The sequence below is a fragment of the Streptomyces sp. HP-A2021 genome (assembly GCF_022807935.1).
Lineage (GTDB): Bacteria > Actinomycetota > Actinomycetes > Streptomycetales > Streptomycetaceae > Streptomyces > Streptomyces afghaniensis.
In genome coordinates, this window is record NZ_CP094344.1 from 9,577,064 (window position 1) to 9,589,800 (window position 12,737).

General features: G+C 67.0%; 14 protein-coding genes and 1 pseudogene. 9 read left to right on the top strand and 6 right to left on the bottom strand.

Features of this window, described 5'->3' with window-relative positions:
• Positions 1–57 precede the first annotated feature (57 nt).
• Positions 58–183 (bottom strand): hypothetical protein, encoded by a 126-nt coding sequence (locus tag MQE23_RS43580; RefSeq protein WP_279345210.1) that lies wholly within the window; start codon positions 181–183, stop codon positions 58–60.
• On the opposite strand from MQE23_RS43580, the gene MQE23_RS43585 reads away from it, so the two are divergent.
• On the top strand, positions 164–577 hold the full coding sequence (locus tag MQE23_RS43585) for a helix-turn-helix transcriptional regulator (RefSeq protein WP_279345179.1): 414 nt from the start codon (positions 164–166) through the stop codon (positions 575–577). The two genes, MQE23_RS43580 and MQE23_RS43585, sit on opposite strands and share 20 nt — an antisense overlap.
• Here the strand turns inward: MQE23_RS43585 and MQE23_RS43200 are convergent.
• On the bottom strand, positions 512–1,513 hold the full coding sequence (locus MQE23_RS43200) for a helix-turn-helix domain-containing protein (protein ID WP_243382356.1): 1,002 nt from the start codon (positions 1,511–1,513) through the stop codon (positions 512–514). The two genes, MQE23_RS43585 and MQE23_RS43200, sit on opposite strands and share 66 nt — an antisense overlap.
• Positions 1,514–1,892: 379 nt before the next feature.
• Here MQE23_RS43200 and MQE23_RS43205 point away from each other — a divergent pair, with 379 nt between their 5' ends.
• On the top strand, positions 1,893–2,465 hold the full coding sequence (locus MQE23_RS43205) for a hypothetical protein (RefSeq protein ID WP_243382358.1): 573 nt from the start codon (positions 1,893–1,895) through the stop codon (positions 2,463–2,465).
• Positions 2,466–2,907: 442 nt separating this feature from the next.
• On the opposite strand, the gene MQE23_RS43210 is transcribed toward MQE23_RS43205, so the two are convergent.
• Positions 2,908–3,306, bottom strand: coding sequence for a peptidase inhibitor family I36 protein (locus tag MQE23_RS43210; protein WP_243382361.1), 399 nt, complete (start codon positions 3,304–3,306; stop codon positions 2,908–2,910).
• A 214-nt stretch (positions 3,307–3,520) separates the two neighbouring features.
• Positions 3,521–4,006 (bottom strand): annotated as a pseudogene (locus tag MQE23_RS43215) (lamin tail domain-containing protein).
• Positions 4,007–4,781: 775 nt separating this feature from the next.
• Between MQE23_RS43215 and MQE23_RS43220 the strand changes: the two are divergent.
• From MQE23_RS43220 to MQE23_RS43245, 6 genes are all read left to right on the top strand, one after another.
• Entirely contained in the window at positions 4,782–5,006 is a 225-nt protein-coding gene (locus MQE23_RS43220) for a hypothetical protein (RefSeq protein ID WP_243382363.1), read from the top strand.
• Positions 5,007–5,162: 156 nt separating this feature from the next.
• Positions 5,163–5,804, top strand: coding sequence for an RNA polymerase sigma factor (locus MQE23_RS43225; RefSeq protein WP_243382365.1), 642 nt, complete (start codon positions 5,163–5,165; stop codon positions 5,802–5,804).
• Entirely contained in the window at positions 5,801–6,802 is a 1,002-nt protein-coding gene (locus MQE23_RS43230) for a CU044_5270 family protein (protein ID WP_243382368.1), read from the top strand. Before MQE23_RS43225 ends, MQE23_RS43230 begins: the two co-directional genes overlap by 4 nt.
• 304 nt (positions 6,803–7,106) lie before the next feature.
• Positions 7,107–7,925, top strand: a complete 819-nt coding sequence (locus MQE23_RS43235; protein WP_243382370.1) for an IS5 family transposase — start codon at positions 7,107–7,109, stop codon at positions 7,923–7,925.
• 129 nt (positions 7,926–8,054) lie between these two features.
• Complete coding sequence (locus MQE23_RS43240; protein WP_243382372.1) at positions 8,055–8,561, top strand: peptidase inhibitor family I36 protein; 507 nt, start codon at positions 8,055–8,057, stop codon at positions 8,559–8,561.
• 181 nt (positions 8,562–8,742) lie between these two features.
• A complete protein-coding gene (locus MQE23_RS43245) occupies positions 8,743–9,978 on the top strand; it encodes an IS701 family transposase (protein ID WP_243382374.1) in 1,236 nt (411 codons plus the stop codon).
• Between the two features lie 148 nt (positions 9,979–10,126).
• Here MQE23_RS43245 and MQE23_RS43250 read toward each other — a convergent pair whose 3' ends face one another.
• Together MQE23_RS43250 and MQE23_RS43255 are read right to left on the bottom strand one after the other, a co-directional pair.
• Positions 10,127–11,065: an IS5 family transposase gene (locus tag MQE23_RS43250; RefSeq protein WP_243382966.1), complete on the bottom strand. Its 939-nt coding sequence runs from the start codon at positions 11,063–11,065 to the stop codon at positions 10,127–10,129.
• Between the two features lie 34 nt (positions 11,066–11,099).
• The gene (locus MQE23_RS43255; RefSeq protein ID WP_243382376.1) at positions 11,100–11,975 is read right to left on the bottom strand and encodes an NAD(P)-binding domain-containing protein; all 876 of its coding nucleotides are present in this window, start codon (positions 11,973–11,975) and stop codon (positions 11,100–11,102) included.
• 155 nt (positions 11,976–12,130) lie between these two features.
• Between MQE23_RS43255 and MQE23_RS43260 the strand changes: the two genes are divergently transcribed.
• Positions 12,131–12,715, top strand: a complete 585-nt coding sequence (locus MQE23_RS43260) for a TetR/AcrR family transcriptional regulator (protein WP_243382379.1) — start codon at positions 12,131–12,133, stop codon at positions 12,713–12,715.
• The last annotated feature ends 22 nt before the right edge of the window (positions 12,716–12,737 follow it).

Genomic DNA, 12,737 nt, shown 5'->3' on the forward strand with positions numbered 1-12,737 from the left:
ACGCTAGGAAACGGACCGATAGCAGGTATGCGACGGCCACCCCGGCTCCCTGCACCGCTACCCCTTCAGGTAGCGGTGCAGGGAGGTCTTGGGGATGCCGGTCTTGACGCTGATCTCCCCGTAGCTGGCGCCTTGGCCTTGGAGCAGACGCGCATACTCGATCTTGTCGGCTGGGTGGGCCACGGGCCAGGCCACGACCAGCCAGCACAACCTCGATCTACACCTGCGTCTCCTCCGACTTCCGTACCCGCACTCCGCGGCGGGCACTGGACGGCACCTGAAACGCCAGGTCAGCTACCAGTGGCGACTGCGGGAGCGGATGGCCGCCGCCGGAATGTTCACGATCAGCGAGCTGGCCCCGCCGCTGGCCGAGCGGGGCATCAACCTGTCGCTCTCCCAGGTCCACCGGCTGGTCACCGGCACTCCTGAGCGGCTGTCGCTGCCGGTGCTGGCCGCACTCTGCGACATCTCGGCGTGTTCGAATGCGCCAGAGCGGCCCTCGACAGCAGCCTCAGCTCTGAAGAGAAGACGCAGATCGAGCAGGCCGATGGGCCAGACTGCGGTAGTCCCTGGGTGACATGTCATAGGCCGTGCGGAAGGCGCGGGTGAAGTCGGCGGCGTGAGAGAAGCCCCAGCGGGCAGCGATGGCGTGGATGGGGGTGCTGCGCATGGCGGGCTCTGCGAGGTCACGGCGAGCGTGTTCCAAGCGCTGGCGGCGGATCCAGGCAGCGACTGACTCCTCTTCGTGCTCAAAGAGGCGGTACAGGTAGCTGCGGGAGATGTGGTGCGCGGCAGCGATGGTGCGCGGGGTCAATTGCGGGTCGTGCAGATGCTGCTGGATGAAGGCCCGGATGCGCAGTACGAGGGTCTGTCGGTGGGTTTCCGGTGGGAGCGAGTTGTCCGCTTCGAAGGCGTGGGCAATCAGCGCGGACAACAGGTCGACCACCACTGCCCCGAGCCGGGGTCCGTCGGCAGGCTGGTAGGAATCGGTGCCGTTCGCCAGCTGGGTGAGCAGTTGTGCCAGCAGGGCGCCGAATCCCTCCTGCGTTGATAGCCGCAGCCTGGCAGCCTGATCGACCCTCTTCCTGGGCAGTGTCAGCAGCGCTTTGGGAACCTCCAGCCCCACTCCGGTGTGCGGGCTTGAGCCATCACCGCCGTGAACGTCGACGGGACGGGAAGTGTCGACGACGCACAGGCTGTCCGGGCCGTATACGGCCTCCTCCTCGCCCCGGATTGTGCGGAGCGCCCCGCTCAACGGTAGAGAGAGGTGAAGCCCCTCGGGGTCGGACTGTCGGATCAGTTTCGGCGTCCGCCGAAAGCACACCGGTTGGAACGTTGTCGGCCACACCGATACGGCACCGAGGTCCAGCACACGTTGAGCAGCCCGGAAATCCTCTCGATGGTCACTGCGCAGTTCCAGCGGAGCATGCGTTTGACCGACCAGTTCGCGCCAGCAGTCGAACCGGTCCGCCGTCGGCAGATCCTCACTCCGGAACACCGTCTCGATCAGCATGTCCCCCTCCTCGTCGTCTCACCAGTCCCTGGACGGCTTGCCTACCCCCTCAATAAGGGCATGGGCACGGCAGGGTGCACCAGTTGCATACACATCTGGTGAACGGCCTGGCGGGTGCGTTCCCCGTTGTGACCCACCGGTGTTGAGGATCCCTGGAAATGGCTCAGTCCGCCGGATGCTGTTGGTGATCTCTGGACGGTCGTCCGAGGTGCCTGAACCCGCTGACCTTCGCCCGGGCGGGACGGGCAGAGGAGGAGGGGCGGATACGGCGCTTCGTCACTGAGCCGCAACTGCGCACCGTCTGTACCGCCGTGTGGACTCACCGTTAAGAAGTGTGGACCAACTGCCAACGATTTCCCGGGGTGGGCACGCCACTCTGATGAAGGCAACACTCACGGGGAAGCGGGAGGTTTTCATGCAGCACAGGGTCAATAGCAGTCTGGTCGCGGGCGCGGTCGCAGGCACGATGGCTTTGAGCATCCTCGGCGCAGGCACGGCCACGGCCGCACCCGCCGGGACCACCGGGACCGAGGCCACGACCACCAAAGCGTCGTCCGTCAGCAAGCCGCTCAGGTGGATCGAGCTGCGTCACGGGAAGTACCTGGGGCGCAGCTGCGGAAAGAAGTCGATCGCGGAAGCCGACGGCCATGGGAAGACAACCCTGAAGCTGAACTTCTCGAGGTCGGTGGAGACCGCCTTCTCGACGGAGACGGGGTTCACCGCCGGCGAAGTCAGCGGCAGCGTCGGGACCGAAGTGCGGAAGAGCCACACGGTGGAGATTGAGACGCGCTTCGAGGTTCCGAGGGGGAGGGTGGGCCATGTAAGGGCCTACCCCAAGTACAAGGTCTACAAGTACGACGGATACATGAAGGCCGGCGGCACGTATCTGGGCAAGGCGACCGTGGGGAAGCCGATCGGGATCTGCTTCAAGGAGTGGACGACGAAGGCGTGAACCGCACCTCTGGCGGCTACGTCTGCAGACCACCGGCCGCGAGGACGCGGGCGGGTTGGGCGAGGCGGTGGCGATCTGCGACCGGTCGGAACCGAACGGTCTGGGTGTGAGGCAGTGGCAGGAGTGCGCTACTGCGACAGCCGACTGGCAGGAGTAGCCCGCATCTGGGGCTACCGGTAGGCGAGGCCGGGACCTTACCTGTACGCCACCGGAATCGCAGTGCTGCCGAAGTTCATCCGGTCCGGATGAGGGCCGGGCCGTCTCATTACATCCTGTCCGCGTCGCCAAACAGGACGCACGCGCCCGCCCTGCAGACCTTTCGCCGCGTTGGTGACCGCCCTTCACGACCGCGCATGCTGATCAGCCCCGACCGGGTGGTGCTGCCGGGCGGGGCTGACGGCTGTGTGCGAACCCGGTTTTTCGGCTCGGTGGGTTGGTGTGGTCAGCCGAAGTCGTTGCGGTTGATTTTCAGGGAGCGGGTCTGGTCGTTGAGGTTGTAGCCGCGCAGGTCGTGGATGGAGCCGCCGCTGCGGGTGACGCACACGTGCCGGCCGTTGTAGTCGCGCTTCTCATAGACGCGGGCGGTGCGGTCGGAGTTGTTGCGGATCGAGCTGCCGCGGTCACGGATCGCGGAGGGCAGGTCCTTCACGCCGCCGTCCACGGCACGCCGCACCCATGGCTGGCCGCCGAAGTTGATCTCGGGGTAGATGCACACGTAGCCGGAAGGGCAGTCGATGGCGGCCCGCTGTGTGCTGGGCTCGCCGGAAGCGGAGGCCGTGACGCTCATCGAGGACAGGACCAGGGCGGCGACGGCGCCGGCACGCATCAGGTTCTTGATCACGGCACTGGAGATACGGGCTGTCGAGGGCCGCGGGGCGGCTTTGCCCGCCGGTTCACTCCGGTGGAGGAGCCAGCGCGGTTCGGGCACTGGTCACGGGATGTCGCGGTGGCAGAGCAGCGGGGTCAACGTGACGCGCCCGGCCGGGGAGGGCCGGGCACGTCGTTGTTCTATCGGGGCGTGGGTGGGGTGCTCAGTTCACGCACGCGGTGGTGGGTCAGCGGCGGTGGCCGCCGTGGCGGTGGTGGCCCCAGGACTCGTCGTCGATGAAGCGTCCGCGGTCGTTGCGCAGGGTGGCGGTGTCGGAGCGGTTGTCCCAGACGTAGTGGCGGCGGTCCTGGTAGAGGTCGCTGTCGGTGTCGCGGCCTTCACCGGTGTGGATGCGGACTGTGGCGCGGCCTTCCAGGCGGTAGTGGTCGAAGGTGTAGGTGCGGCCGTCCTCGTCCTTCAGGGTTCAGCCGTCGAGGTTGACGGTGCGGCGGCCGGTGTTGGTGACTTCCACCCATTCCCGGTTCAGGGAGCGGTTGGAGCGGTCGTCCCGGCCCGGGGAGTTGTACTGGACGTCCGAGATCTTCACCTTCGGCCGCTCGGGGCGGGCGTGGTCGGCGGCGGATGCCGGCAGCGAGATGACCGAGACCAGAGCGCCGGCGGTGAGCGTGGCGGCGGCGAGACGGCGAGCGGTGACAGAAACCGAGGTGGACAAGAGGGTCCCCTTTATGGTGCGGACACCTTCCCCCAGGAGCCGCTGAGGGCTGCCCGGGTTATCGGGTGTCGTGTGCGGTGACGGCCGGCTGGCCGCCCGCACACTCTGTCCACGCCATGGAGAAGTTGAGGGGAAAACATGGCCCCTGTTACCTGTTGTCCAATTTTCCATGACTTTCGGATGCAACATCCATCTATATCGCCCTTGCGTGATGTTGACGCGGTGACACATGGAGAGGCCGTGCGGGGGTTGAGGTGCGGCGTCTCTGCGCCATGGTGCGCCACCCCACAAGGGATCGGGCCGTCACCCGAAAGTGATTAACAGCAGGCTGGTTGCCGAGTCTTCGGGGTTCTGGCCTGGAGAACCTGTCTGGGTAGTCAGGGCGGGGTGCTGTGGGCGGTGCCCGGTCAGATGCAAGGCTGTCAGCGCAGCTCTCGCCCGTCCCGCTCGTGTGGAGTGGCCCTTTCGACGGAACTTGTAGCGCCTCCTTGGCGGCCGGGCCGACCGCTGGCCCCCGACCGCGCCCGAGCATCGACCCGCGTCCGGTCATCCCGCGCACGCTGTCTGCCTCAGCCACCGTCCGCTCCACCTCCCCCGGCACACGCTGGACGGCGCCGAAGTCCGTGCTGCCCTGCTCGACACCGTGGTTCGACTCGCGCTGCTGCTGCGCCGGTGTGGCCCAGGTGGCCCGCGCGCTGACGCTGACGGTGGGGTTCGTCGGTGGCAGCAGCTGGGAAAAGACCCGTCGCCTGGCCGAGCCATCCGCACACGCGCCGTGGTCTACCAGTTGATGGACGCCGCCGGTCTCCAGCGCGGCCGGCTGGTCGCGATCGGGCTCAGGGGCGAGGACCTTGTCGACGCCGGCAAGGTTGCCCAGCAGATCAGCCTCGATGACGCCCGCGAAGCCCGGCTGGTCGCCGAAGCCGCCGTCGACCGCGTCCGCGACAAGTACGGCCCGGCCATCATCGGCCCCGCCACTACCTTCCGCCGCGCCTCATGACCCGACCACGTCCCGCCGTGTGGAGGTGAGCCTGTGCTGCTCGATCCGCTCGGGTGGCACGGGCTCTGGTCACAAGGGCTGCCGCACTGGCCCTGGCGTGGCTGATCCTCAACCAGAAGAAGTGGAACCGATGCAGCGGTGCGGACACTTGTTGTTGTGGACTTCCTATTGCATGAACGGGTCCGGTCTGGCGATCGGACGGCGTTCGCCGAGATTTTCGACGAGCATGCGCGTGTCGTCTATGCCCATGCGATCAGGACGACGGGTGACTGGGCCCTCGCTGAGGACGTCATGTCCCTCACCTTTCTGGAGGCCTGGCGGCTGCGCGACAAGTTGCGCGAGGAAGTCAGAAGCGTCCGGGCGTGGCTTTTGGGCATTGCGACCAACGTGATGCGCAACATCGCCCGGGCTGCACGTCGGCATCGGGAGGCGATGTCCCGTCTGCCGCCGCCGGAGGCGTTGCCTGACTTTTCGGATGAGGTGGTCGGCCAGATGGCCGACGCTGAGCGGCTGGCCGCCGCAGCCCGAGCGTTGCAGCGTCTGAAGCGGACCGAGCGCGAGGTCTTCACTCTGGTCGGCTGGTCCGATCTGGGGTATGCGGCGGCCGCTGAGGCGTTGGGGATTCCTGTAGGCACCGTGCGTTCCCGGCTCTCACGGGCGAGAGAGAAGCTGCGCCGGCTCGTCGAGGAGGAGCTTGTATCGGTGCCGCATGGCGTGGAACTGCGCACTGGCAGCGGACACATATCGCAGAGCGGGGAAGCAGCAGCCCGCCCTTCCCACAGGAGGAGTGCACGATGAGCCTGGAACAGCGTGAGCAGTCCGAGCGTGAGCAGGCGAGCCGGATGCTGCCTCCGGCTCCCTACCCGGAGCCGCCACCGGGACGAGTGGAAGCTCGCCGTGAGCACTTCCTGGGTGAGATCGACCGGCAAGCGCGGTCCCGCTCTCCCCGTCTGGCGCCGCGGTCGAGAGGGCGTTGGGGGTTGGCGCTGGGCGCGGCAATGGCCGCCGGAGCGGCCGTCGTCGTTCTGACTCTCGACTTCGCATCCCCTGGTGCTTCGCCTAACCTGCCACCGGCTTCGGCGGCGTCGGTCGAATTGCTGGAGAGAGCGGCTCTGGCCGCTGCTACGACGCCGCAGACGAAGGTGCGCGCCGGGCAGTACACGTATGTGAAGACGGTCGGCCACACTTCGGTGCTGTCAGAGACCAAGGCCGGCGAGATGGAACTCCTGCGCGAAAACGAGGCCATGGAGCAGTGGACCTCGGTGGACGGCAGTGAACAGACTCTGCAGCGCAAGGGCGGCAACGACAAACTGCTGCCGGGCACTCCGGGCCGGGGCAATCTGAACTCACCGACCTACAACTTCCTGGCTGCCCTGCCGACCGACCCCGGCGCACTGCTGGAGCGGATCCGCGACGACGCTGAGAAGAATCACGGAGCCGGTTCCGACTCCACGACGGGACCGGACCAGGAAGCCTTCGTCACGATTGGCGACTTGCTGCGCGACGGGGTGAGTCCCCCCGAGACCACTGCGGCCCTCTACCGCGCCGCTGCCCTCATTCCCGGAGTCGACGTCGTCCCCGACGCCGTCGACGCGGCAGGCCGAAACGGGGTCGCCGTCGCCCGAACACACGACGGCGAACGCACGGAGTGGATCTTCGACAAGAGCACGGCCCGACTGCTGGGTGAGCGCACAGTCCTGGTGGAGGACAACGCCTGGGGCAAGGCCGGCACCGTCGTCACCTCCGTCGCCGTCATCAACAGCGGCATCGTCGACGAGGCCGGACGAACCAACTAGAGGACCGAAAGGTTCCGCAACACAGCGCAATACATCGATGACAGTGAGCATGCAAGGTCGAACATTAGGACGGTTGTGATCGGGAATTCGACATTCTCGATCACAACCGCACTCAAACTCCAGAGCCTTGCTGTGAGATCCCTGTGACACATCGACACACAACCATCACAGGAGTAACAGCATGCGCCCTGCACGCGTCCTCGTCCCGGTCGTTGCCGCCCTCTGCGCCTTAGGGATCCTTGCAGAATGATCTTCTCGTGGCACGGTGGAGAGGTATGTGTTCCCGTGTTACTTGGGGGTGACCATGGCACGGCGGAAGCCGTGGGAGGTCAGTGACGAGCTGTGGGCGGTGATCGAGCCGCTGCTGCCGGAGCATGAACGACGGTTCCGGCACCCGGGGCGCAAGCGGATCGATGACCGCAAGACGTTGCAGGGTGTGCTGTTCGTCCTCTACACCGGAATCCAATGGGAGTACCTGCCGCAGGAGTTGGGGTTCGGTTCCGGCCCTACCTGCTGGCGGCGGCTGGCCGAATGGCAGCAGGCCGGGGTGTGGGAAGAACTCCAGCATGTGCTGCTGGACCGGCTGCGGGCGGCGGACCGCCTGGACTTCTCCCGCGTCACCGTTGACACCTCGCACGTGCAGGCCAAGCGGGGGCGAAGCAGCCCAAAAGTCGGTCCGAGCCCGGTTGACCGTGCACGGCCGGGCTCGAAACACCACGTGCTGACCGACGCGCACGGCACCCCGCTGCGGGTGTCGCACACCGGCGGGCACCGCAACGACGTCACCCAGCTCCTGCCGCTGGTCGACGGCCTGCCGCCGGTGCGGGGCAAGCGGGGCCGGCCCCGGCGCAAACCCCGCACCTTGTATGCAGACCGCGGCTACGACCACGACATCTACCGCCGCCGTCTGCGTGAGCGCGACATCGTCCCGAAGATCGCCCGGCGCGGTCAGCCACACGGCTCGGGCCTGGGCCGTGTGCGATGGGTTGCCGAGTCTGCCGTTGCCTGGCTCCACGGCCCTCGCCGCTTACGAACCCGCTGGGAAACCCGAGACGACATGCACGACGCCTTCCTCCAGCTCGCTCACTGCATGACCCTCGCCCGCAAGCACCCAGCATTCTGAAAGGACCCCTTAGCCACGAGCGCGACGACAGCAACCGCAGCACCGGAGCCCACCGCAATACCTGAGGTCGGGCTCGCCACGCCGGCGGAGGAGGCTGAGCTGCAGCAGCAGCTCGCCGAGTCCAAGCCGGTGATCGCCACCTACAAGGGCAAGCAGATAAACCTGGCCGACGGTTGGCAAGGGGCGCAGGCCTGCTCCGAAGTGCCGAGCGGTGAGGTCTACTGCTACGACACTGTCGGGGAAGCGGATCAGGCACTGGCTGAAATCGCCCCAGCAGCTGCGAGAGGTACCAGCAGCGGCGTGGCATCACCGAGGGTCAGTGGCGAGTTCGGTCCCATGGCTTCTAAGGACTGCGTCGCCGGTTGGGTCTGTCTGTGGGAGCACTCGAACTACACGGGGCGTCGGCTCCAGTGGTCCGCCAAGGGGACCAAGCAGCTTGGGGACTGGGACTTCCGGGACAAGGCCAGCTCGGGCTGCGTGGCCCGCATTCAGGGCGGCGTGTTGGCCTACGACGCCCGAACGGGCCTGCCCGATCCGTACATGGCCTTGGGAGCCGGCTACTGCTACAACTTCTCCACTGCCGACTACCCGACCGGTGGCTCCTTCAACGACAAGGTCGACTACATCGAAATGTGACCGCCGGAGCGACGTCGCCTCGCGCCCGCACGCCCTGCTCGAGGGTGCCTGAGGGGTAAGTGTCCAGGCTGCTCCAAGCTGCGGCCCCACACTGCCGGTCGGCACCGCAGCGTTCCAGTCCAGCCCTAGTAGTACTTCGTTACGTTGAGTGATCTAGGCTGATCGTGGGCAGCTTCCCGGAGTGAGGTCGGGGGAAGTGGAGCGACTCCGGGGCGAGTTGGCGGAGTTCGTTGCCGATGTGTTCGGGTCGTTTCCGCGGCGGGATCAGCGGCGGTGGGGCGAGTGTTATCTGCGGGGCCTGATGCTCGATGGTCGGCGCAAGTCGATCCAGCCGATGGCCGAGCGTCTGCCGGACGGGAACATGCAGGCCCTGCAGCAGTTCGTGAATCAGTCGCCGTGGGATCCGCTGCCGGTCAGGCAGCGGATCGCGGAGCGGCTGTCCGAGGCGATCACGCCCGAGGTGTGGGTGATCGACGATGTGTCGTTCCCCAAGTGCGGCAAGGCGTCGGTCGGGGTGGCCCGTCAGTATTGCGGAGCGGTCGGCAAGCGGGCGAACTGCCAGGTCGCGGTCAGTGTCCATGCCGCCACTGACACTGCCTCGTGCCCGTTGGAGTGGCAGTTGTATCTGCCGCGTGAGTGGACGGACGAGCCGGACCGATGCCGCAGGGCAGGAGTCCCCGACGACGTGGCGCACCGGGAGAAGTGGCGTCTCGCGCTCGGTCTGCTGGACGCACTCGCCCAGTGGCAGTTGAAGGCGCCGGTCGTGGTCGCCGACGCCGGCTACGGCGTCAGCACCCCGTTCCGGATCGGTCTCCAGGAGCGAGGGCTGTCCTATGTCCTGGCCCTGAACGGGAAGGAAGTCGCCCACCCGGAGGATGTTGAGCCGCACCAGCCTGCGTATGGCGGGCTCGGACCGCCCACTCTTGCCCGCTACCGCACCCCACCGCGAGCCGTCTGCGTCCTCGCGGCGGAGGCGGGTGCGGAGCGGTTCACCGAGGTGACCTGGAGGCAGGGCAGTAAAGGCGCGATGACCTCACGGTTCGCGGTGCTGACAGTGCGGCCCGCGGGCAAGCAGTCCCTGGCCGCAGCCCAGGAGGCGGGCGGCGGCCGCAACCGGTGGGACGGCGTCCTGCCCGTCCAGACACTCCTCGTCGAATGGCCACACGGCCAGGACGCTCCGACGGACTACTGGATATCGAACCTGCCCGCCACCACACCGGCCGCTGACCTGGTGCGGTGGGCCAAGATGCGCTGGCGGATCGAGCACGACTACCGCGAACTCAAGCACGGCCTGGGCCTGGACCACTTCGAGGGCCGCACCTGGCGCGGCTGGCACCACCACGTCACCCTCGTCACCGCCGCCCAGGCCTTCCTCACCCTCAGGCGCCTCGACCCAAAAGTCCGCACACCGGCCTGACCCTCTACCAAGTCCTCGACGTCCTTCAGGACCTGCTGAGGTGCTGGACCGGTACCTGCACCACCTGCGGACGGCGCCTACCCAGCCCTCGGAGCAGCCACAGACAGCCCAGAACCTAACGAAGCACTACTAGGTCCTGTCTCTCCGATCACGATCGGAGCCATGTGAGGAGTGCGGCGGCGGTGACGGTGCCAAGGTAGACGTAGCCGCGCTTGTCATAGCGGGTGGCCACGGCTCTGAACAGCTTGAGCTTATTGATCGCCCTCTCGACTGTATTGCGCTTCTTGTAACGATCCTTGTCGAAGCCAGGTGGCCGTCCGCCACCTGAACCACGGCGGAGACGGGCGGCTTTGTGGTCGTTCTTCTCCGGGATAACGTGCCGGATCCCGCGCTTCCGTAGATATGTGCGGGTCTTGCGGTTGCTGTACGCCTTGTCGGCGGCAACGCTGTTCGGTGTGCGGCGCGGACGTCCGAGCCCCAGCCGGGGGACGCGGATCTTGTCCATGACCGGCTCGAACTGCGTGCAGTCGGCCCGTTGCCCCGGCGTGATGAGCAGGGACAGCGGACGGCAGTGTCCCTCCGCGCTCAGATGGATCTTGCAGGTCAGTCCGCCACGGGACCGGCCGAGGGCTTCGGCTGCCGCACCGCCTCCTCCAGGAGGAGCCGCGGACTCGCCCGCGTCGGCTCCGCGAACTGGTCTTCGCGGAGCTCTCTTTCCTGAAGAATCTGGCGGTGCGGGCGGTTCCGCCTTGGGCGCCCCAGCGGCGTGGTGGTGGGCGCGGACAGAGGTGGAGTCGACGTTGATGTCCCAATCGATGTCGCCCACGGCGTCGGCCTGGGCCTGGACGTGCTGCAGGAGCATCTCCCAGGTGCCATCGGCCGACCACAATAAGTGCCGTTTGTGCACGGTCTTCCACGGACCGAAGCGTTCGGGCAACTCTCTCCACTGCGCCCCGGTGCTGAGCCGGTGGAGGATCCCGTTGATCACCTGGCGGTGGTCCCGCCACCGGCCGCACCGGTTGTTGGTCGACGGCAGCAGCGGCTCCAGCATGGCCCACTCAGCGTCGGTCAAGTCACCCCTGCTGATCATGTCCAGACCAGAGGGTTTCGTCGAGCTGCGACTATGGCTTGGCCATCTTCATCAGCTCCACCAGGCTGGAGAAGCTGTCTGCCGCATGCCCGGCGTCCATGCCGCGCCGGAACAAAGCGGCTACGGCGGCCGGAAGCGCGGTGTCGACGCCCGCGTCGGCGTTGGTGTGCAGGACGTGTTCGGCGCTGGCCATGCCCATGGCCAGACGGTCCACGTCGCCGCTGTGGTCGCCGGCGTCGATGCGCTCGGCGTAGAAGGAGAGGAAGCCCGGCATCCCGGTCATGGTCTCGGTGGCGTGCGGGAGGACGTCTGCCGCCGTGAGTCCGTTGGCGTCGGCGAGCGCGATGGCCTGCCAGTAACTGAGCATGGACGTCCAGAACATGCCCATGCCGATCTGGTAGAGAAGCGCGGCCAGGCCAGGGTCCTCACCCCGGTAGTCCGTACCGGTCAGGACTTCGAGAGTGGACCGGTGTGCCTCGAACACCTCGCGCGGCCCGCTGTAGAAGGTGGACGACTCGGGCTGCCCGATGCCGGAAGGTGGGACAGTGACACCGCCGGTGAGGTGGACCGCGCCGTGCTCGGACACCCAGCGTGCCCCGCTGCGGGTCTTCTCCGGGGTGTCAGAGCTGAGGTTGACGAGGACGCGGCCGGTCAAGGCGTGAGACGCCGGTTCCAGCACGGTGTACATCGCGTCGTAGTCGGTGAGGCTCAGGACGACCAGCTCGTTGGCGGCGACGGCGTCTTCGACGCTCTTTGCGACTACAGCGCCGCGCGCGACGAGGGCATCGGCACGCGACGCAGTGCGGTTCCAGACGGTGACGTGGTGTCCCTGCCCGAGTAAGGCGTGGACCATTGCCTGCCCCATGGGGCCGAGTCCGATGACGGTCACAGGCTGCTTGGTACTCATTTGAAGACCTCCGCGGGATGTGTTCACGACCAGCTGCCGGCGCCGACACGAGCCGGTGCCGCAGCGAGGACGTGACTAAAACGATCGCTCTATCCAGAGTATGGGGCAATGTAGCACGTCTCTAAACCGAACGTTCTAACCAGTAAGGTGTACACATGGGACAGGCCAGCACCCGGGACCGGATCGTCATCGCCGCAGCGCGCCTCCTGCAGCGCCAGGGCTATGTCGGCACGGGCATCAAGCAGATCGCCAAGGAGGCGGAGGCCACACTGGGCTCCGTCTACCACTTCTTCCCGGGCGGCAAAGAGGCCGTCGCGGTCGCCGCCATCAAGTACAGCGACCGGGAGTTCGCAACGGTCCTCCGCGACGCTCTGAACAGCGAGGAGACCCCGGGCGCGGCCGTAGAGGCCTGCGCCGGACAGCTCGCCGAAGGACTGCGCGCATCGGGGTGGACCGACGGCTGCCCAGTCACGGCAGCGGCACTGGAAACCTTGGGAACCAGCTCCGAAATCCAGCAGGCATGCGCCGACGCGCTTCGCAGCTGGGAGCAGATCGTCAATGACAAGCTCCTGAGCTCCGGTTTCCTGGCCTGCGACGCCCGGGAGTTGGCGACCACCATCATCAGCGCTCTGGAAGGCGCCGAAGTGACGGCCCAGGTCAACCGCAGCGAGGAACCACTACGAGTGACGGGCCGACAGCTGGCCCGCCTGGTGGGTTCGTACGGAGTGTCCCGCTCGTAAGGACCACGTGTGTCGGTCGTCG